We start from the raw sequence: 20,594 nt of genomic DNA, 5'->3' as shown, positions 1-20,594 counted from the left end.
TTGACGAAAGCTTCCGAGGAGTCTCAGCAGACCGAGTGGACGGTGCAAGGCCTGCTGGATCTGTTTGACGTGCAGGCCGACGGGCAGGACCGGTTCGCCGGCGAGACCGGCATCGCCGGCGGCGACGAACGTCAGGTGGTGGAGGGCACCCAGGTGCTCGCCCAGGCGATTGTCGCGGTGGCCAAACGATTCCCGGACAAGTCGGTGCGCTCGGCGCACGCGGTGTTCTCCCGCGCCGTGACCGTCGGCCCGCCGATCGAACTGATCCTCGACGTCGTGGCCGAGGGCCGGTCCACCGCCACCGCCGTCGTGGCCGTCCACCAGAACGGCCGCCGGTGCCTGAGCATCACGGTGCTGGCCGACGTCCCCACCGCCGACGTCATCCGTCACCACCTGCCGCGCCCCGAGGTGGCCGCGCCGGCCGACGCCAACCCCTCACCGATGCCGATGGTCGGCCGCGAGCTGCGCCTGGTGGACGTCGTCGACGTCAACAGCCCCGACGAGGTCGGCCCGCCGGAGCTCTACGCGTGGCTGCACTACGACCCCATCCCGACCCGCGACGACCTCGCCAAGGCGCTGCTGGCGTACTTCACCGGTCACCTGGGGATCTCCACCACCATGCGCGCGCACGAGGGCATCGGCACCGCCCAGGCGCACCTGACCGTGTCCACCGCGCCGATGAGCATCTCGGTCGCCTTCCACGAGCCGGCGCGCTGGAGCGGCTGGCTCCTCTACACCCATGAGAGCACCCAGGTGGGCGCGGGCATGTCGTACGTGCGCGGCACCGTGCACGCCGAGGAGGGGGAGCTGCTGGCGTCGTTCTCCCAGGAGGCGCTGATCCGCCCGCTGCGGACCAGCGACACCGCGATCGATTCCCGCGCGCGCTTCTGACGGCTGGAAAGTCAGATGCGCTTCACCATCACCCACCCGATGCACAGCCATCCCTACAACCCGGAATTGGTCAGTGGGGACGGCATCGGCAAGGTGGCCGCGGCCACCGAAGCGGCCGGGATCCACGGTTTCGGCTTCACCGATCACCCCGCGCCGTCGCAGCGGTGGCTGGACGCGGGCGGGCATGACGCGTTAGACCCTTTCGTCGCACTGGGTTTCGCCGCCGCCACCACCTCCACCCTGCGGCTGATTCCCAACATCGTCGTGCTGCCGTACCGAAACCCGTTCGTGGTGGCCAAGTCCGGCGCCACCCTGGATCTGCTATCCGGCGGCCGCTTCACCCTCGCGGTGGGCGTGGGCTACCTCAAGCGCGAGTTCGCGGCGCTGGGCGTCAGCTACGACGAGCGCGCCGAGTTGTTCGAGGAAGCGCTGCAGGTGATCCGGGCCGTCTGGACCGAAGACGACATCTCCTTTGAGGGCAAGCACTTCAGCGCGCGCGGCATCACCGCGCATCCCCGGCCGCTGAGCAGCCCGCACCCGCCGATCTGGATCGGCGGCAACACCACCGCGTCGCGCCAGCGGGTGGCACAGTACGGCGACGGCTGGTGCCCGTTTCCCGCCCCGCCCCAGTTGGCGCAGACCGCCGGCACGGCCACCATCGATTCGGTGCAAAAGCTCGCCGAGGGCATCGAGGACCTGCGACGCAGATGCGATGCGGCGGGCCGGGATTGGTCGGCGATCGACATCACCTTCACCAACTTCGAGGGCGGCAGCCCCGCCGATGACGCGTTCAACGCCGACGCGTACCTCGACGGCCTGGACAGGCTGGCGAAGCTGGGGGTGACGTGGGTCAGTGTCCACCTGCCCGGCGACAGCATGACGCACGCACTCGAGACCCTCGACCGTTTCCGCACCCTCGTGATCGACGCGGCCTGAATGGACTTCTCCCGCGTCGCGCTCTCACCCGAGGACCAGGATTTCTACGATCAGTTCCGGGAGTTCATCGCCGAGCACGTCACCGATGAGGTGCGGCGGCGTGACCGGGAGACCGGTGAAAACTTCAGTGAACCGGTGCATTTGGCGTTGGGCGAAGCCGGTTATCTGGAATCGGACTGGAAGCTGGAGTCCGAGGGCGGCTTCAATCCGGTGCGCCGCCGGATCTTTCACCTCGAGATCGGTCGCGCCCACGCCCCGTGGTTCCACTGGGGCACCACGGCGGTCGTCGCGCGGTTGGTGCAGCAGTTCGGGGCGCCCGAACTCGTCGACGCGGTGCTGCCGGGCGTGCTGTCCGGTGAGATCCGGCTCTGCCTGGGCTACACCGAACCCGAGGGCGGCTCCGACGTCGCCACCTGCAAGACGCGCGCCGTGCGCGACGGCGATGCGTGGGTCATCAACGGGTCCAAGATGTTCACCTCGAACGCGCAGAACGCCAAGTACGTCTTCCTGCTCACCAACACCGATCCGCAGGGACCCAAGCACAAGAACCTGACCATGTTTCTGGTGCCGCTGGATTCGGAGGGCATCGAGATCCAGGGCATCCGCACGCTGGATGGTGACCGCACCAACATCGTGTACTACAGCGACGTGCGGGTCGATGACCTCTACCGGATCGGCGAGGTCAACGGCGGCTGGACGGTGATGCGGTTCGCCCTCGACGCCGAACACGGCATCACCGAGGTCCAAGACCATGGCCTGCAGAACATTTCGATGCTCTCCGAACACGGCCAGCTGATGGCCGAGGCGGCCGACGGAGTCGCGGCCATCCTGGCCACGCCCGACGCCGACGGGCGCCGCCCGATCGACGACGAGGCGACGAAATACCGCCTCGGGCGCGCCATGGCTCGGATCGAGGCGGCCATGTCGACTCCCGGGATGTACGGGCGCGTGGGCCTCATCCAGACCATGCGGGAGGTCTCCCAGGAATTGATGGACCTGCTGGGGACGGCCTCGGCATTGCCCACCGACACAACGGGTTCCGCGGACGACGGTGCCATCGAGTTCATCTTCCGCCACGGCGTGCCCGCCGGAATCTACGGCGGCACCATGGAGGTGTTCCGCAACATGATCGCCCAGCACGAGCTGGGGCTCGGGCGTCCCAGCTACGGCCGCTGACTTTTGCCGCGAGAGTGTCACCACCGACGGTGGCACCCGGGAGATGCGTTGCCAGTTACACTCTCGCGGGATCGCGGGGGCCACCGGGCAGCTCGGCGAGCACGTCGGCGCGGGTGTCGTCGAAGCTGAGGAATCCCTTGATCGGCAGGCTTTCCGGCGGCGGATCGGGATAACACCAGGCGACGTCCTCGACGACGCGCTCACCCGAGACCAACGACCAATACGTCGCAAAGCCCTTGTAGTTGCAGTAACTCGACGTCTCGGAGCGCACCAGCAGATCGGTGCGCACGTGTGCCGGGTCGACATACAACCTCGGCTCGAGCGCCGTCTCGAAGAGGATCGTCGTGTCGTCGGTGTCGACCAGCGTGGTGCCGCCGACGCGGACGCGCAGGCGGCGCTGCGTCGGACGGCAGTCGACGCGGTGATACGGATTGGGCGGATAGTGCACGAGTTTGCGCCCCTCCTCGAACCACGTGTCCACCGCGTCCCAGGGAACGTGAACGAAACCGGGGGCCTCCGGCTCGGGCTCATTCGGCAGGTCGCCGACGTCGTCGGGCGCGAAGACGTAGCTCAGCGGTCGGCCCCGCCGGTGCACCATCAGCGCCCGCTCTGTGTCGATCACCAGCCGCCCGTCCTTGACCGCCTGCACGCGCCGGGGATGCGGCTCGACGTACACAATCCCTTCTGGCCCGTCGGGTATCGCGGGCGAGAAGCGCCCCGCCGGATCGCTGCTGAGCGGTCCCCGCCCGGCCACCAGAGTCATGCGTTCCTCCCGGTTGCAACCACTCATCTAGCTCCCGCGTAGGCCATTGTGGTGCACACCGGCCTCGATCCGACAGACCCGGTTAGGGCGGGAGCCCGACCGCAGCGCGGCCGAGTAAGCGTGGCGGCATTCGGATTCGTGATTGCGAGTCAGGATGTGACGGGATCTCCGGGTGCGAGCAGGGCCGCGTACTGCTGCTCGAGCAGCTTGGCGACGCCCACCTGCCAGCGCTGCGCCAACGAACGCGACATCGGGTCGGGAAAGATCTCGTCGTCGCCGTTCTCCAGCCCGTCGAAGATGCCTTGTGCCACGGATTGCGTTGAGGCCTTGGGGATGTCGAGGCCTCGGGTCATGTCGGTGTCGACGGGACCGGTCAGCACCGCATGAACCCGCACGCCCCGCCCGGCCAGGATGACACGCAGCGATTGCGTGAGGGAGAACGCCGCGGCCTTGGAGATCGAATACGCCGGGATCAGCGGCAACGGCGCCAGGGCGTTCACCGACAGGTTGTTGACGATCGATCCCCCGGATCGCGTCAGCATCGGCAGGAAGGCCTGAATCACGTCGTACGTGCCGAGCAGATTCACCGCAAGGTGCGTCCGCAGTGCGGAGGCGTCGCCGAGATCGTCGTACACCGCCAGGCCGGCGTTGTTGACCAGGACATCGAGCGAGTCGACCCTGGCCACGGCCCGCCGAATCTGCGCGGGGTCGGTGATGTCGAGGGCCAGCGGTGTCACGCGGGAATCGCCGTTGCCGGCCAAGGCCTTCCGGGTGCCGACGTACACCCGTCGGGCGCCCCGGCGTAAGGCCTCCGCGACCAGCGCGGCGCCGATGCCACGATTTCCCCCGGTGATCAGCACCGTCCTGCATGAGATTGTGGCCACGATGACGGCCTCCTTCATTGATTGGTGTCGGATTGGGCAGGCCGCATAGGTGAGGTGGCTTGCCGCGGCCAGTCGTTGCGCGACGCCCGCATGTATTCCGATACACGGGGCCACCCAGATTCATCGGCGGGCAGATCAGAACGGCGAACCGGATGACCCGGTGGCAACGGGCGGCCGGCGCAGGGAGTAGGAACTTACGCATGGCGGGACCGGTGGAAGGCGTCAAGGTCGTCGAACTCGGGGTGTGGGTGGCCGGACCGGCCGCCGGCGGCATCCTGGCGGACTGGGGCGCCGACGTGATCAAGATCGAGCCGCCGACGGGCGACCCGGCGCGCATGTTCGGCCGCATGCTGGGCTGCGACATGGGCCTCAACCCGCCCTTCGAAATGGACAACCGCTCCAAGCGCAGCGTGGTCCTCAATCTCGGCACCGACGCGGGCCGCGCCACCGCGTTCGAATTGCTCGCCGGCGCAGACGTTTTCCTGACCAACGTGCGACCCGGCGCGCTGCAGCGTCTGGGGCTGGACTTCGAGTCGGTGTCGGCGGCCAACCCCCGCCTGGTCTACGGGCTCATCACCGGGTATGGCGAAAACGGGCCGGACGCCGATCGCGCCGCCTTCGACGTGGCCGCGTTCTGGTCCCGGGCCGGGGTGGCCCACCTGCTCACCCGGCCCGGCGAGACGCCCCCGTTTCAGCGTGGTGGCATGGGCGATCACTCCGCGGGGATGACGATGGCCGCGGCCGTGTGCGCGGCGCTGCTCGCGCGCGAACGCACCGGGGCGGGCCAACTGGTGACCACCTCGCTGTACCGGCAGGGCGCCTACACCGTGAGCTTCGACCTGAACACCTACCTGATGAGCGGGCAGCCGATCGCGATCGGGCAACGCGAGTCGATGGGCAACCCGTGCATGAACAACTACGCCGCCCAAGACGGGCGGCGGTTCTGGATCGTCGGCCTGGAGCCCGAGCGGCACTGGCCGGCCCTGTGCCGCGCCGTGGGGCGACCCGAATGGCGCGACGACCCGCGGTTCGCCGACGCCCGCTCCCGCGCGGCCAACTCGGCGGCGCTGATCGTCGCGCTGGACGAGATCTTCGCGACGCGCCCCCTTGATGAATGGGCGCGGATCTTTGCCGGCGAACCGGATTTCTTCTGGTCGCCGGTCAACACGCTCGAGGACGTCGTGGCCGACGAGCAGTTCCACGCCGCGGGCGGCATCGTCGACGTGCCCGACGGGGACGCGGCCGTGCCGATGGTGGCCACGCCGGCGGATTTTCACGGCACCCCCTGGGCACCGCGTTCTGCGGCACCGGAACTCGGGCAGCACACCGAGGAGGTCCTGGCCGACCTCGAGGCGCGCCGCGGGTCGTGAGGACCCGACCGGACCTTTACAAATTTCGCCGGAAGTGTCACGCTGTGCGGTGAGTCGCTTCACCCGACGCGTGCAGCGGCTCCAGCCCTTGAGAAAGCCGTGACAAGCGCGTGAGGCCCGCCAACGGAGTCGTTGGGGCCGTGGTGAGGAATGGATCGATGGTCGCTCCAACGTTCGACATCAGCAAGACCGACGCCGCCCGAGCAACCCAGGCCAACGCCGACGGCCTGCGCTATCGCCTGGACGTCGTCGCCGCCAGCGCCGTCGACGTCGTGCAATCGGCCGGGGGGTGGCTCTACGACCGGGCGATGGCCGGCTGGGAGGTGACGGTGCTGCTCCCGCAGGGCCGCGACACCCGCGCGCTGCGGATCCTGGGGGTGCGGGCGTCCGACCTCGAGCCGTCCCTGGGCGCGCTGGGTGCGGGCTCGACCAGCCTGGCCGTCAGCGCCGACGCGTTCACCGCCGACGCGCGGGTGCGCGACGCGGTGCTCGAGTCGCTGGATAACCGGCTGACGGAGGTCGCGTTGTGGGGCGACGGGTGGCCGCTGGGAGTGCAGCGTGCCACGACCCGCGCCCAGCACCTGCTCAGCGGGGCGGCGCGCATGTTCAAGGGCTATGCGCTTGCGGCAGAGGGTATTTCGGACGCCACGGTCGCCCCGACGGAGACGCTGCTGTGCGACGTGGGTTCGGGGGCCGACTCCGAGCTGATCCGGCTCGACTAGGCCATGAAGAAGTACTACAAACACGCGTTGCTCTACCTGCACGAGACGATCTCGCTGGGATCCGGGCGCAGCGACCGGTTCACCGAGGTCTTCGCCGACACCTACCAGCCGATGATGGAACAACTCGGCGCCCGGCTGTTCGCGATCTGGGAATCCACCCCGTACAACGGCCACTGGCCACAGGTGACGGTGATCTGGGAGATCGACGGGTTCGCCGATTACGCCAGGATCGGCGCCGCCCAGGCCCGCGGCGGCAGTCACGAGTCCGCCGCCGGCAAATGGTCGGCGTTCCTGGCCGACCTCGGCGCCTCGGGCGAGGGACGCATCATGTACGCCGGCCCCAGCAACAGGACGCTCGCCCAGCTGCGCGAGGCCAATTTCACTGCGCCGCTGGTGATCCAGGAGATCATGCAGACCAAGCCCGGCCGGCAGGACGACTACATCCGGGAGCTCGAGCGGCTCTACGTGCCGTGGTCGGAACGCACCGGAAAACGCTGGCTCGGTTCGTTCACGACGACCTTCCGCTTCAACGAGGTCATCCACTACTGGGCGCTGGACGGGGGATGGGACTGCTTCGCCGAGCACTACCCGTCGTGGAAGGAGAGCCCACCCGCCGAGATCGTCACCTGGATGAGCGTGGCCCCCGCGTTGCGGGACGGGTGGGAAGATTCCATCCTGCAGGCCCTCCCGCCCTCACCCCTGCAGTGACCGAGCGCCAAGGACCCATGGACCACACCGACTTCAGGTACGACCCCTTCGACGCTGCGGTGATGGCAAACCCCTTGCCGTACTACCGAATCCTGCGCGACCAGCACCCGGTGTATTACATGCCGCAATGGGACACCTTCGCGCTGTCGCGTTTCGAGGACATCTGGAAGGTGCTGGAAGTCAACAACGGCACGTTCGTCGCCTCGGAGGGCACGCTGCCGGCGGCATCGGTTCTGGCCCAACACAACTCCGGACCGGTCGACGACCCGCCGCTGCACCCGCTTCCGTTCCACGCCATGTTCGACGCCGACCTGTACGGCGAGATCCGGCGCACGCACTCCCGGCCGTTTCGGCCGCGTTCGGTCACCGACCTCGAGGGCAGGATCCGCGAGCTGGCCAACGAACGCCTCGACCTGCTGTTGCCGCGCGGCTCGTTCGACCTGACCCAGGACTACGGCGGCGTCGTGGTTGCCGCGATCGTCTGCGAACTCCTCGGCATTCCCACCGATCTCGCGCCGCAGGTCCTCGCCGCGGTCAACGCCGGCAGCCTCGCCCAGCCGGGTGTCGGCGTGGACACCGGGCAGGCGCGCCCGAACTATTTCGAGTTCCTGCTGCCCGCGGTCGCGCGCCGCCGCGCCGACCGGTCCGGGCCGCCGCTGGACGTGGTCGACGGCCTGCTCGGCTACCACCTGCCCGACGGCAGCGCCCTGGACGACATGGAAGTCGCCACCCAGATGCTGTGCATCTTCATCGGCGGAACCGAGACGGTCCCCAAGATCGTCGCCCACGGGCTGTGGGAGCTCAGCCGGCGGCCCGACCAGTTGGCCGCCGTGCGCGCCGATCCCGAAGGCAACGTGCCCGTCGCCCGCGAGGAGATGATCCGATACTGCGCGCCCGCGCAGTGGTTCGCGCGAACGGCGCGCAAGCCCTTCGACATTCACGGTCAGACCATCAATCCCGGCCAGCGCGTCATCACCCTGCTCGCCTCGGCCAGCCGCGACGAGCGGGAATACCCCGAGCCCGACGAGTTCATCTGGGACCGGCCCATCCGCCGCTCGCTGGCGTTCGGCCGCGGCCAGCACTTCTGCATCGGCTACCACCTGGCCAGGCTGGAAATCGATGTGCTGCTTGCCGAATGGCTGCGTCGGGTGCCCGACTACGCGATCCAGACCCACGCCGCCACCCGGTTGCCGTCCAGCTTCCAATGGGGCTGGAACAACATCCCGGTGGAGGTCTGAGGTGTGGTCCTACCGGCTCATCGCCCCGTATCTGTTCGAGCGGACGACGATCGCCGACACCGCCCCTGAGTCCCTGACCGACGGGCAGGTGCTGCTGCGGTTCCTGGCCGCCGGCGTCTGCGGCAGCGATCTGCCCGCGTTTCGCGGCGCCAAGGGCCGAATCCCCGGCGACGACGGCCGCAGCGGACCCGAGAAGGACGGCTTCCCCATCCACGAGGTCGCCGGCGAGGTGATCGCCAGCCGCCACCCCGCGCACCGCCCCGGGGACCTCGTCGTCGGCTGGGCCTCCGGGTTCGACGGCATGATGGAACGCATCGTCACCGACGGTGACGGTTTGGCGCCCTACGACCCGGCGCTGACGCCGGCGCAGGCGATCGGCCTGCAACCGCTGGCCTGTGTGCTCTACGCCTGCGAGCAACTCGGCGATCTGGCCGGGCGGCGCGTCGCGATCATCGGCCAGGGATCGATCGGCCTGCTGTTCTCCTACGTCGCCAAGGCGGCCGGTGCGCGCCGCGTCACCGGGGTCGATCCGATCGACCGCCGCGATGTGGCAAGGGCATTCGGCGTCGACGAACCGGTGCGCGCCACCAGCGACCGCTGGGCGAGTCAGCTGGAACCGGGGGACCGCGCCGACGTCGTCATCGAGGCGGTCGGTCACCAGGTGGCCACCCTCACCCACGCCATCGACGCCACCGCCCCCGGCGGCACCGTCTTCTACTTCGGTGTCGCCGACGACGAGATGTATCCCATCAGCATGCGGGCCATGCTGCGCAACAACCTGACGCTGAAATCCGGTGTGACGCTTGACCGTCGGCGGATGCTGGAGCTCGCGAGCAAGTTCGCCGCCGAGCATCCCTGGCTGCTCGGCGCGTACCTCACCCACACGTTCGGCGTCGAGCAGGTGCAGGACGCGTTCGAGCTGGCCTGCCGACCGGTGGCCGAGCGCATCAAGATTGCGATCGCCGGGTGAGGGGCCGACCGTGACCGACGCTTCGCCGGGCAATCTGCAACTGGCGCTCAGCAGCAAGCCCGCCATCTTCGGCGGCTGGGTCACCGGCCCCACCTGGCTGGGACCCGAGGAATTCGCCCGCGCCGGTTACGACTACGTCGGATTCGACGCCCAGCACGGCTATCTCGACGACGCCGGCATCGCCCGCATGCTGCGCCGCACCGAACACCTGCCGCTGGGCACCGTCGTGCGCCTGCCCAACGCCGACGCCGCACCGATCGGGCGGGTGGCCGACGCCGGGGCCGACGCCGTCGTCATCGCGATGATCGAATCGGCCGGCGAGGCCGCCGCCGCCGTGGCCGCCACCCGCTACCCGCCGGCGGGCGTGCGCAGCTTCGGACCGCTGCGCGCCAGCCTGGGGCACGACCCCGCCGCCCACGAATCCCGGATCGGCGTGTTCGCGATGATCGAGACCGCGGCGGCGCTGGCGGACATCCGCGAGATCTGCGCGGTCGACGGCCTGACCGGGATCTACGTCGGCCCGGCCGATCTCGCCATCTCGATGGGCGCCGGCGTCCTCGGTGCGACCCGGCATCCCGAGGTGCTCGACGCGATCACGCGCATCCACCGGGCGGCCTCGGATGCGGGGCTGGTCACCGGCATTCACGCCGGGGACGGCATGACGGGCCAGGCCATGGCGCGGCTGGGTTTTCGCATGATCACGCTGGCCGCCGAGTCGCAGGCACTGCGCCGCGGGGCCGCCGAACACCTGCGTGAGGCGACGCAATGACCGCCTACCCGCCGGACGACGAGGCAGCGATCCGCGATTTGATCGCCGGCTACGCGCTCGCTCTCGACGCCGGTGATGTCGACGGTTGCGTCCGGCTGTTCGCCCCCGACGGCGAATTCCTGGCGTACGGCCGGACTTTCGCGGGCCATGACGGGATCGCCGACATGTTCCGCGCCGCGGCGCGCGGCCTGCATCTGACCGGCGTCTCGCGGATCACAGTCGACGGGGACCGCGCGAGCGCCCGATCGCAGGTGCTGTTCGTCCGGTGCGGCGATCTGCAGTTGCGGCCCGCCCTCTACGACGACGAGCTGACCCGCGTGGACGGCCAGTGGCGTTTCGCGCGGCGCCGGTGCCGCTTCATCACCAGCGGCGGACTGTCCGACAACCCCGAGGGCGCGCCGGCATGAACCCACGTGTCGCACTCGTGACCGGCGCGGCCGGCGGGCAGGGCCGGGCCATCGCCGAACGCCTACGTGCCAAGGGGTTTTCGGTGGCCGCCTGCGATCGGCGGGCCGACGAACTCGCCGCCGCGGTGCGCCAATCGGGCGACGAGGAACTGATCGCGGTGGAGCTCGACGTCACCGCGGAGCAGCAGTGGGACTCGGCCGTCGCACGCGTCGTCGACCGTTTCGGGTCGCTGAGCACGCTGGTCAACTGCGCCGGCGTGCTGCACCGCGCGTCGTTGACCGAGGAGACCGCCGAAGGATTCGAAAACTCGTGGCGGGTCAACTGTCTGGGCGCGTTCCTCGGCATGCGCGCCACGCTCGAACACCTGCGCGCGGCGCCCGACGCCTCCATCGTCAACATCTGCAGCACCGGCGCGATCCGCCCGTTCCCCCAGCACGGCGCCTACGGCTCGTCGAAGTGGGCGCTGCGCGGCCTGACCCAGACCGCCGCCGCCGAACTCGCGCCCTCCGGCATCCGGGTCAACGCGGTGTTCCCCGGGCCGATCGCCACCACGATGCTCGACGAGACCACCCAGACCCGGCTCGCTGCGGCATCGATGTTCGGGCGGATAGGCCGCGCCGACGAAGTCGCCGACGCCGTGGCGTTCCTGGTCTCCGGCGAGGCGTCGTTCATCACCGGCTCCGAACTCATCATCGACGGTGGTCAATGCCTGCAGATCCGATGACCGACCTGTCGGTCGGCATCATCGGCGCCGGCCCGGGCGGCCTGGCGCTGGGAATCATGCTGTCACGCGCCGGGTTTCGTGACTTCACCATCTTCGACCGCGAAGATGGCGTCGGGGGCACCTGGCGGATCAACACCTATCCGGGACTGGCGTGCGACGTCAAGTCGCACCTCTACTCGTTCTCGTTCGACCTGAACGCCCACTGGTCACGGCTGTGGTCGGGCCAACCCGAAATCCTGGACTACTTCCAGCGCAGCGCCGACAAGCACGGCCTGGGGACCCACCTGAAACTGCGCACCGAAATCCGTTCCGCACGATGGGATTCGGACACCCAGCGATGGTGCCTGACCACCGCGACCGGCGAACAGCACCACTTCAACGTCGTCGTCTCGGCCGTGGGCCTGTTCACCCGGCCGCTGCTGCCCGACCTCGTCGAGGAAGAGCCCTTCACCGGAACGGTGATGCACTCGTCACGCTGGGACCACTCGATCCCGCTGGAAGGCAAGAAGATTGCGGTGCTCGGCACCGGGTCGACGGCCTCCCAGCTGATCCCCGAATTGGCCAAAGTGGCCGGCACGGTGTATTCGGTGCAACGATCGCCCACCTGGATACTGCCCAAGCCCGACCGGCGCTACACCCGGGGGGAGCGCTGGGCCTTCGCGCACCTCCCGTTCGCCAAGAAGATCTACCGCACCCGGCTGTGGCTGCGCAGCGAATCCAACATCGCGGTGATCGAGCACGGCAGCGAAAAGACCGAGCAATTCACCGCCCTCGCCCTGCGGCTGCTCGAAAACACGGTCGACGATGAGGAATTGCGCCGCAAGCTCACACCGGACCATCCGATGGGCTGCAAGCGGCTGGTGTTCTCCTCGGACTACCTGCCCGCGCTGACCCGCCCCAACGTCGAGGTGGTGACCAGCCCGGCGCGCTCCCTGCGCGCCCGGTCCCTGGTGACCGAAGACGGCACCGAACGCGAGGTCGACCTGGTGGTGTGCGCCACCGGCTACGCCGCCGCCGACTATCTCGGGGAGCTGGACGTTTCCGGCGAACACGGAATCACGCTGCGGCAGGTCTGGCGCGACGGCGCGCACGCCTACCTCGGCATGGCCATGCCTGATTTCCCCAATTTCTTCATGCTGTACGGGCCGAACACCAACGTCGGCTCCAACAGCGTCATCTTCATCCTCGAAGCCCAGGCGCGCTACATCGTGCGGGCGCTGCGGCACCTGCGCCGCCGCCGCAAACGCTACGTCGCGGTGCGTGCCTCGGCGCTGGCCGAGTTCGTCGCCAAGATCGACCGCTGGATGGTGGGCACCGTCTGGACCACCCAGTGCAGCAACTACTTCCGCGCCCCCAACGGGCGCGTGGTCACCCAGTGGCCGCGCAGCGCCCGAACCTTCTGGGGGATGACGCGCAGGTTCAGGCCCGCCGACTTCCGTTTCGAACCGCCCGCCACCTCCGCCGCGTCCCCGGTCGCCGTGCCCGAGCGGGGCACCCGATGACGGAGCTCGACGGCGCTGACCGCCTCGACCCGGCGCTGCGCGCACTGGCGACCACGCGCACGGACTTCTCGGCCGCCGCGATCCAGCTGACGCGTGGACCGTTCAACGAACGCCGCCGCATCACCGCCGAGCAGACCGACGCCGGTGACGTCCGGATCGACGAGGACAACGCGGCCGGCGTCGGGGTGCGCATCTATCGCGGTGGCCCAGCCCCGGCGCCCGCCCTCGTGTATTGCCACGCCGGCGGTTTCGCGCTGGGCAACCTGGACACCGATCACCGCCAGTGCGTGGAGCTCGCCCGACGCGGTCGCTGCACGGTGGTGTCGGTGGACTACCGGCTGGCTCCGGAGCACCCCTATCCGGCCGCGCTCGACGACGCGAGCGCCGTGCTGCGCTGGGTGATCGACGACGCGGCGTCGCTCGGCGTGGACCCGGCGCGGGTGGCCGTCGCGGGCAGCAGCGCCGGCGCCGCCCTGGCCGCATGCCTGGCGCAGCGCGCCGCCGATGGATCCTTGCCGCCGGTGGTGTTCCAGCTGCTGCACCAGCCGGTGCTCGACGACCGGCCCACCGGATCCAAGTCGGAGTTCCGCACCAGTCCCGCGTTCGACGGCGAGGGTGCCGAGCTGATGTGGCGCCACTACCTCGACCCAAAGGCCGCGCCGGAGGCCGCGGTGCCCGCACGGCGACCCGAATTCGCCGGGCTGGCACCGGCTTTGATCACCTGCGCGGAGATCGATCCCTTCCGCGACGAGGCCATCGACTATGCGCTGCGGCTGCTGCACGCCGGGATCTCGGCGGAGCTGCACGTGTTTGCGCGCGCCTGCCATGGATTCGACTCACTGCTGCCGGAATGGCCGGGCTCGCAACGCCTGTTCGCGCTGCAAGGCGAGGCGCTGGCCGGCGCGCTGCACGGCGACTAGGCGTCGAATCGGATCAGCTGGCGCACGGCGGTGCCGTCGGCCAGGTGGTCCATCGCCTCGTTGATCTCGTCGAGCGCGATCGTCGACGACACCAGCGATTGCACCGGCAGCCGGCCGGAACGCCACAGCTCGACGAACCGCGGAATGTCCCGGCTAGGCACCGCCGAACCGAGATAGCTGCCGATCAGCGACCGGCCCTCGGCCACAAAACCCAACGGCGACACCGTGATCCGGGCGTCCGGCGGGGGCAAGCCGACGGTGATGGTGCGCCCGCCCGGCGCGGTCAAGGCGATCGCGGTCTCGAGCGCGGCGGGGTGGCCGACGGCCTCGACGACCACGGCCGCCTTCACCCGCGCGTCCTCGGCCTGCTGCGGCGTGTAGGCCTCGTGGGCACCCAGGGCGCGGGCGGCGGCCAACTTGTCGGGCAACTGGTCGACGGCGACGACGCGCACGTCGTCATAGGTGAGGGCGGTGAGCAGCGCCGCCATCCCGACGCCGCCCAGCCCGACCACGGCGACCGTCTGGCCCGGCCGCGGCTGCCCCACGTTGAGCACCGCGCCGCCGCCGGTGAGCACCGCGCACCCCAACAGCGCGGCGACATCGGCGGGCACGTCGGGCGGCACCGCGACCGCGCTGGCCCGATTGACGACCGCGTGCGTCGCGAAACCCGAGACCCCGAGGTGGTGAAACACCGGTTGGCCGGCCCGGCTGAGCCGGATGTCGCCGCCCAGCAGGGTGCCGGCGCCGTTGGCGGCGCTGCCCGGCTCGCACGGCGTCAGGCCTTCGGTCGCGCACGCCGCGCAATGGCCGCAGCGCGGCAGGAACACCAGCACCACCCGCTGGCCGACGGCCACATCGCCGACACCGTCACCGACCCGCTCGACGATCCCGGCGGCCTCGTGGCCGAGCAGCATCGGCACCGGGCGCACGCGGTTGCCGTCGACCACCGACAGGTCGGAGTGGCAGAGGCCGGCCGCCTCGATGCGGACCAGGACCTCGTCGCGACCCGGCGGCGCGAGGTCGACGTCGGCGATGCTGATGGGCCGCGACCGCGCGTAGGGCCGGGGCGCCCCGATGTGCTCCAGTACCGCGCCCCGAATTCCGGACATGCTGGAATACAACCATGGCGTCGGCTCCAGTAGTTCCCCCCGCCCCGGACGGGTTGACCAGCAACGACTTCCCGGTGCTGTGGCCCGTCGGGACGCGATGGGCCGACAACGACATGTTCGGCCACCTCAACAACGCCGTCTACTACCAGTTGTTCGACACCGCGATCAACGCCTGGATCAACACCGCCACCGGGCTGGACCCGATCACCACTCCGGCGCTGGGCATCGTCGCCGAGTCGGGCTGCCGCTACTTCTCCGAACTGCATTTCCCCCAAGACCTCACGGTGGGCCTGGCCGTGACCCGGCTGGGCCGCAGCAGCGTCACCTACCGGCTGGGCGTGTTCGAGTCCGGTGACGGCGACCCGCGGCCGATCACCGCGCTGGGACATTGGGTGCACGTCTACGTCGACCGGGTTACGCGCAAGTCCGTCCCGATTCCCGACCCCGTCCGGACCCTGCTGTCGACGGCCAGCGTCGGCGAATCGGCCTAGCTCCGGGCCCAGATACCGCCCTGCGCTGGGGTTTTCGCGCACCCCGTTATGCTGCGCGCATGCCAGTGTTGAGCAAGACCGTCGAGATCGGCGCCGACGCCGGGTTGATCATGAAGATCGTCGGCGATTTCGAGGCCTACCCGCAGTGGAACGAGGAGATCAAGGGTCTCTGGGTGCTCGCCCGCTATGACGACGGGCGGCCCAGCCAGCTGCGGCTCGACACCGATTACCAGGGCATGCAGAGCATGTTCATCCAGGCCGTGTACTACCCGGGGGAAAACCAGATCCAGACCGTCCTGCAGCAGGGCGACCTGTTCACCAAGCAGGAGCAGCTCTTCTCCGTGGTGGCCATGGGCGCTTCCAGCCTGCTGACCGTGGACCTGGACGTCGAAACGTCGATGCCGGTCCCGGCGCCGATGGTCAAGCAACTTCTCAACAACGTCCTCGACCACCTCGCCGAGAGCCTCAAGCAGCGCGCCGAGCAGCTGGCCGCGACCTAGAAGATGGCGGCGACCCGCTTCGCCCGACTGCGCCGCGCTCACGATCGCCGCTAGGAGATGGCGGCGACCCGCTTCGCCCGGCTGCGCCGCGCTCACGATCGCCGCTAGAAGGGATTGCCGGCGCGGTCGCGCATCTCGGTCAGCCGGGCCGCCGCGTCGGTGAACTGCCATACGGTGTGCTCGATCACCGCGGCGGTGTCGCGGTGGCGCAGCGCGGCGATCAGCTTCCGGTGGTTGTCGACGGCGGCCTTGCCCCAGTGCGGATCGGCCGCGTACACCAGCACCGGCATGTAGCGGGCGGCGTTGAGCAGGAACCACGCGAGCTTGATCCGGCCGCTGGCCTGGTTGAAGACCCGGTGAAAGGCGAACTCGATGCCCGCGATGGTCTCGGCGTCGCCGGATCCGACGGCCGCGGCGAGCGACTCGTTGATGCGGTCCAGCTCGTCGATCTCGGCGTCGGTGATGTGGTCGGTGGCCGCGGCCGCCAGCTCCTTGGCGATCGAGGCCTGCAGCCAGAAGATGTCCTCGATGTCCTGGCGGGTGAGCGGCAACACGACGTGGCCGCGGTGCGGCTCCAGCTGCACCATGCCCTCGCCGCGCAACTTCAGCAGGGCTTCGCGCACCGGGGTGACGCTGACCCCTAGCTGGGCCGCGGTCTCGTCGAGACGGATGAACGTCCCCGGACGCAGCGTTCCGGACATGATCGACGCCCGCAGATGGCCCGCGACCTCATCGGACAGCTGAGCCCGCCGCAGCGGCCGCCGGCTCCTCGGCTGCATGGACATCGGTGCGTTCACAGGGTCTGCCAGGACTTTCAGTGACTTGGCGGGACGGGATTCAAGTTTTGACGGACCTTGACGGGCGCTTGTCGAGGACTTGTCAGTGGACCGTCAAAGCCATAGTGTGACCCACACAACACTATGTTTTATCAAATATCAACCTGGCGCAAGCGGTGCGCGAGTGAAGGGAAGTGTCGAGTTTGACCGCGCAATTGGCAGACCATCTGACAGAGCAGCCGTACCTCGCCCGGCGGCAGAACTGGGTGAACCAACTCGAGCGGCACGCGCTGATGCAGCCGAACGCGACCGCGCTGAGGTTCCTGGGCAAGACACTGACGTGGGGCGAACTGCGCGGCCGGGTGGCGGCGCTGGCCGACGCGCTGAGCCGCCGGGGTGTCGGCTTCGGCGACCGCGTCATGATCCTGATGCTCAACCGCACCGAGTTCGTCGAATCGGTGCTGGCCATCAACATGCTCGGCGCCATCGCCGTGCCGCTGAACTTCCGGCTGACCGCGGCCGAAATCGCCTTCCTGGTCCAGGATTGCGAAGCGCGGGTGATCATCACCGAATCGGTGCTCGCCCCGGTGGCAACCGGCGTGCGCGACATCGAGTCGATGCTCGGCACCATCGTGGTCGCCGGCGGTTCGACCGACGACACCGTGCTCGGTTACGAAGACCTCGTCAACGAGACCGGGGAGTCGCACCAACCCGTCGACATCCCGAACGACTCGCCGGCGCTGATCATGTACACCTCGGGCACCACCGGCCGCCCCAAGGGCGCCGTGCTCACCCACACCAACCTGACCGGACAGACGATGACCGGGCTGTACACCAACGGCGCCGACATCAACAGCGACGTCGGGTTCATCGGGGTGCCGTTCTTCCACATCGCCGGCATCGGCAACTTGCTGACCGGGGTGCTGCTCGGCATCCCCACGGTCATCTACCCGCTCGGCGCGTTCGAGCCCGGGCAGCTCCTCGACGTGCTGGCGGCAGAAAAGGTCACCGGGATTTTTCTGGTTCCCGCGCAGTGGCAGGCGGTCTGCGCCGAGCAACAGGCGCGCCCGCGCGACCTGAAACTGCGGGTGATCTCGTGGGGTGCCGCCCCGGCTCCCGACGCGCTGCTGCGGGAGATGTCGGCGAGGTTTCCCGGCACCCAGATCCTGGCCGCGTTCGGCCAGACGGAGATGTCGCCGGTCACCTGCATGCTGCTCGGCGAGGACGCCATCCGGAAGCGCGGCTCGGTCGGCAAGGTGATCCCGACGGTCGCCGCCCGGGTCGTCGACGAGAACATGAACGACGTGCCCATCGGCGAGGTCGGTGAAATCGTTTATCGCGCACCAACTTTGATGAGCGGCTACTGGAACAATCCCGAGGCGACGGCGGAAGCGTTCGCCGGCGGCTGGTTCCACTCCGGCGACCTGGTCCGCATGGACTCCGACGGCTACGTGTGGGTGGTCGACCGCAAGAAGGACATGATCATCTCGGGTGGCGAGAACATCTACTGCGCCGAGGTGGAGAACGTCCTGGCCAGCCACCCGAGCATCGTCGAAGTCGCCGTCATCGGCCGGGCCCACGACAAGTGGGGCGAGGTGCCGATCGCGGTCGCCGCGGTGGCGGGCGAGGGGTTGGCGCTCGACGAGTTGGACGAGTTCCTGACCGAGCGACTGGCGCGCTACAAGCACCCGAAGGCGCTCGAGATCGTCGACGCGCTGCCGCGCAACCCGGCCGGCAAGGTGCTCAAAACTGAGCTGCGGATCCGCTACGGGGCCGCAAAAATCGACTAAATCCATTCTAGGGCAAGAGGTTTTAGGACCAGAAAGGAAATTGGGCAGGAGCTGTAACGTTTGCCAGTCGTTGGCGAAGGGTTAATTGTGCGGATGCGGTTCACACGTGCTTGGCCATCGGGTACATTCCTGTGGTCTCCGTTACTACTTGCCAGTAGGGAGCCGATGGTCACAGACGTCGAATCGGGGCGAGGAGGGGGCGTGCTATATGTTCCGCCGCGGCGCCGGACGGCGCGCGGTGACGGCCAGAGGGGGCAGCGGTGACTTCGACGTCGACTAGTCGACGGGGCCCCTACCTGGTCGGCTATGTGCGCGATCAACTGCAAACCCCGCTGGAGCTTGTCGGCGGGTTCTTCCGGATGTGCGTGCTCACCGGGAAAGCCCTGTTCCGCTGGCCGTTCCAGTGGCGCGAATTCGTCCTGCAGTGTTGGTTCATCATGCGGGTGGCGTTCCTGCCGACGATCATGGTGTCGATCCCGCTGACGGTGCTGCTGATCTTCACCCTCAACGTTTTGCTGGCGCAGTTCGGCGCCGCCGACCTGTCCGGCGCCGGCGCGGCGATCGGCGCGGTCACCCAGCTCGGCCCGCTCACCACGGTGCTGGTGGTCGCCGGGGCCGGGTCGACGGCGATCTGCGCCGACCTGGGCGCGCGCACCATCCGCGAAGAGATCGACGCGATGGAGGTGCTCGGCATCGACCCGATCCACCGGCTGGTGGTGCCCCGGGTGATCGCCGCGACCCTGGTCGCCACCCTGCTCAACGGCCTGGTGATCACCGTCGGCCTGGTCGGCGGCTACCTGTTCGGCGTCTACCTGCAGAACGTGTCGGGAGGGGCGTACCTGGCCACCCTGACCACCATCACCGGCCTGCCCGAGGTCGTCATCGCGACGGTCAAGGCCGCGGTCTTCGGCCTGATCGCCGGACTGGTCGGCTGCTTCCGCGGGCTGACGGTGCGCGGCGGATCCAAAGGCCTGGGCACCGCCGTCAACGAGACCGTCGTGCTCTGCGTCGTCGCGCTGTATGCGGTCAACGTCGTGCTGACCACGATCGGCGTGCGATTCGGGACGGGGCACTGACATGTCGACGACCACCGTCTTTCGCTCCCGCTTCCCGCGGGCCGCAGAGAATCTCAACCGCTACGGCCTGGCCGCGGCGCGCGGGCTCGACGACATCGGCCAGATGGCGTGGTTCGGCGGGGTGGCCCTGGCACACATCCCGCACGCGCTGCGCAACTACCGCAAGGAAACCCTGCGTCTGGTCGCCCAGATCGGGATGGGCACCGGCGCCATGGCCGTCATCGGCGGCACCGTCGCCATCGTCGGCTTCGTGACGTTGTCCGGTAGCTCCCTGGTCGCGATCCAGGGGTTCGCCTCGCTGGGCAACATCGGCGTCGAGGCGTTCACCGGATTCTTCGCCGCGCTGATCAACGTGCGCATCGCCGCGCCCGTCGTCACCGGCATCGCGATGGCCGCCACGGTCGGCGCCGGCGCGACGGCCGAGCTGGGCGCGATGCGCATCAGCGAGGAGATCGACGCGCTGGAAGTGATGGGTATCAAGTCGATTTCGTTCCTGGCGACCACCCGGATCATGGCCGGGCTGGTGGTGATCATCCCGCTGTACGCGCTGGCGATGATCATGTCGTTCCTGTCGCCGCAGATCACCACGACCGTGCTCTACGGACAATCCAACGGCACCTACGAGCACTACTTCCGGACGTTCCTGCGCCCCGACGACGTCTTCTGGTCGTTCCTGGAAGCCATCCTTATCACCGCGGTCGTCATGATCACCCACTGCTTCTACGGCTACAACGCCGGCGGCGGGCCGGTCGGCGTGGGCGAGGCCGTCGGCCGATCGATGCGCTTCTCGCTGGTGTCGGTGCAGGTTGTCGTGTTGGCCGCCGCGTTGGCGCTCTATGGCGTCAACCCCAACTTCGCGCTCACGGTGTAG

The 20,594-nt window shown here is 69.0% G+C and carries 22 protein-coding genes; 18 read left to right on the top strand and 4 right to left on the bottom strand.

The window, feature by feature from the left end:
- From OCU_RS48990 to OCU_RS48980, 3 genes are read left to right on the top strand one after another with little or no spacing between them, the layout of a single operon-like run.
- A complete protein-coding gene (locus tag OCU_RS48990) occupies positions 1-891 on the top strand; it encodes an acyl-CoA thioesterase (RefSeq protein WP_014381472.1) in 891 nt (296 codons plus the stop codon).
- Between the two features lie 15 nt (positions 892-906).
- Positions 907-1,827 (top strand): LLM class F420-dependent oxidoreductase, encoded by a 921-nt coding sequence (locus OCU_RS48985; protein ID WP_014381471.1) that lies wholly within the window; start codon positions 907-909, stop codon positions 1,825-1,827.
- Positions 1,828-3,003: an acyl-CoA dehydrogenase family protein gene (locus tag OCU_RS48980; protein ID WP_014381470.1), complete on the top strand. Its 1,176-nt coding sequence runs from the start codon at positions 1,828-1,830 to the stop codon at positions 3,001-3,003.
- Positions 3,004-3,058: 55 nt separating this feature from the next.
- On the opposite strand, the gene OCU_RS48975 is transcribed toward OCU_RS48980, so the two are convergent.
- Both OCU_RS48975 and OCU_RS48970 read right to left on the bottom strand, forming a co-directional pair.
- On the bottom strand, positions 3,059-3,766 hold the full coding sequence (locus OCU_RS48975; protein ID WP_014943130.1) for a DUF427 domain-containing protein: 708 nt from the start codon (positions 3,764-3,766) through the stop codon (positions 3,059-3,061).
- 149 nt (positions 3,767-3,915) lie between these two features.
- A complete protein-coding gene (locus tag OCU_RS48970) occupies positions 3,916-4,668 on the bottom strand; it encodes an SDR family NAD(P)-dependent oxidoreductase (protein ID WP_014381469.1) in 753 nt (250 codons plus the stop codon).
- A gap of 182 nt (positions 4,669-4,850) precedes the next feature.
- Here OCU_RS48970 and OCU_RS48965 point away from each other — a divergent pair, with 182 nt between their 5' ends.
- The 10 genes from OCU_RS48965 (at position 4,851) to OCU_RS48920 (ending at position 13,981) form a co-directional block, all read left to right on the top strand.
- Positions 4,851-6,020, top strand: a complete 1,170-nt coding sequence (locus OCU_RS48965; RefSeq protein WP_014381468.1) for a CaiB/BaiF CoA transferase family protein — start codon at positions 4,851-4,853, stop codon at positions 6,018-6,020.
- Positions 6,021-6,178: 158 nt separating this feature from the next.
- Complete coding sequence (locus OCU_RS48960; RefSeq protein ID WP_009955720.1) at positions 6,179-6,742, top strand: hypothetical protein; 564 nt, start codon at positions 6,179-6,181, stop codon at positions 6,740-6,742.
- Positions 6,743-6,745: 3 nt separating this feature from the next.
- Entirely contained in the window at positions 6,746-7,450 is a 705-nt protein-coding gene (locus OCU_RS48955; RefSeq protein WP_009955721.1) for an NIPSNAP family protein, read from the top strand.
- A gap of 17 nt (positions 7,451-7,467) precedes the next feature.
- On the top strand, positions 7,468-8,688 hold the full coding sequence (locus OCU_RS48950; RefSeq protein WP_014381467.1) for a cytochrome P450: 1,221 nt from the start codon (positions 7,468-7,470) through the stop codon (positions 8,686-8,688).
- 1 nt (position 8,689) lies between these two features.
- Positions 8,690-9,658 (top strand): zinc-binding dehydrogenase, encoded by a 969-nt coding sequence (locus OCU_RS48945; protein WP_014381466.1) that lies wholly within the window; start codon positions 8,690-8,692, stop codon positions 9,656-9,658.
- A gap of 10 nt (positions 9,659-9,668) precedes the next feature.
- Positions 9,669-10,427 carry an HpcH/HpaI aldolase family protein gene (locus OCU_RS48940; protein ID WP_014381465.1) on the top strand — a complete coding sequence of 253 codons (759 nt, stop codon included), beginning with the start codon at positions 9,669-9,671 and terminating at the stop codon, positions 10,425-10,427.
- Positions 10,424-10,834 (top strand): nuclear transport factor 2 family protein, encoded by a 411-nt coding sequence (locus OCU_RS48935; protein WP_014381464.1) that lies wholly within the window; start codon positions 10,424-10,426, stop codon positions 10,832-10,834. Before OCU_RS48940 ends, OCU_RS48935 begins: the two co-directional genes overlap by 4 nt.
- Entirely contained in the window at positions 10,831-11,559 is a 729-nt protein-coding gene (locus OCU_RS48930; RefSeq protein WP_009956105.1) for an SDR family NAD(P)-dependent oxidoreductase, read from the top strand. Before OCU_RS48935 ends, OCU_RS48930 begins: the two co-directional genes overlap by 4 nt.
- A complete protein-coding gene (locus OCU_RS48925; RefSeq protein ID WP_085977585.1) occupies positions 11,541-13,061 on the top strand; it encodes a flavin-containing monooxygenase in 1,521 nt (506 codons plus the stop codon). Before OCU_RS48930 ends, OCU_RS48925 begins: the two co-directional genes overlap by 19 nt.
- On the top strand, positions 13,058-13,981 hold the full coding sequence (locus OCU_RS48920) for an alpha/beta hydrolase (protein ID WP_014381462.1): 924 nt from the start codon (positions 13,058-13,060) through the stop codon (positions 13,979-13,981). The genes OCU_RS48925 and OCU_RS48920 overlap by 4 nt, the downstream gene beginning before the upstream one ends.
- Here the strand turns inward: OCU_RS48920 and OCU_RS48915 are convergent.
- Complete coding sequence (locus OCU_RS48915; protein WP_009957284.1) at positions 13,978-15,090, bottom strand: alcohol dehydrogenase catalytic domain-containing protein; 1,113 nt, start codon at positions 15,088-15,090, stop codon at positions 13,978-13,980. The genes OCU_RS48920 and OCU_RS48915 overlap by 4 nt on opposite strands.
- Positions 15,091-15,104: 14 nt before the next feature.
- On the opposite strand from OCU_RS48915, the gene OCU_RS48910 reads away from it, so the two are divergent.
- Both OCU_RS48910 and OCU_RS48905 read left to right on the top strand, forming a co-directional pair.
- Entirely contained in the window at positions 15,105-15,581 is a 477-nt protein-coding gene (locus tag OCU_RS48910) for an acyl-CoA thioesterase (protein ID WP_044059224.1), read from the top strand.
- A 59-nt stretch (positions 15,582-15,640) separates the two neighbouring features.
- Complete coding sequence (locus tag OCU_RS48905) at positions 15,641-16,081, top strand: SRPBCC family protein (protein WP_008261971.1); 441 nt, start codon at positions 15,641-15,643, stop codon at positions 16,079-16,081.
- A 104-nt stretch (positions 16,082-16,185) separates the two neighbouring features.
- Here OCU_RS48905 and OCU_RS48900 read toward each other — a convergent pair whose 3' ends face one another.
- Entirely contained in the window at positions 16,186-16,866 is a 681-nt protein-coding gene (locus OCU_RS48900) for a GntR family transcriptional regulator (protein WP_014386033.1), read from the bottom strand.
- Between the two features lie 194 nt (positions 16,867-17,060).
- Between OCU_RS48900 and fadD5 the strand changes: the two genes are divergently transcribed.
- The 3 genes from fadD5 to OCU_RS48885 all read left to right on the top strand — a co-directional run bounded on the left by fadD5 (position 17,061) and on the right by OCU_RS48885 (position 20,594).
- On the top strand, positions 17,061-18,647 hold the full coding sequence (gene fadD5 / locus OCU_RS48895; RefSeq protein ID WP_009957279.1) for a fatty-acid--CoA ligase FadD5: 1,587 nt from the start codon (positions 17,061-17,063) through the stop codon (positions 18,645-18,647).
- A 260-nt stretch (positions 18,648-18,907) separates the two neighbouring features.
- Positions 18,908-19,723, top strand: a complete 816-nt coding sequence (locus tag OCU_RS48890; RefSeq protein ID WP_014381458.1) for an MlaE family ABC transporter permease — start codon at positions 18,908-18,910, stop codon at positions 19,721-19,723.
- 1 nt (position 19,724) lies between these two features.
- Entirely contained in the window at positions 19,725-20,594 is an 870-nt protein-coding gene (locus OCU_RS48885) for an MlaE family ABC transporter permease (RefSeq protein WP_008261964.1), read from the top strand.

The sequence above is a fragment of the Mycobacterium intracellulare ATCC 13950 genome, assembly GCF_000277125.1.
Lineage (GTDB): Bacteria > Actinomycetota > Actinomycetes > Mycobacteriales > Mycobacteriaceae > Mycobacterium > Mycobacterium intracellulare.
The sequence above is the reverse complement of the archived record's forward strand: the minus strand, read 5'-3'. Positions and strand labels throughout refer to the sequence as shown.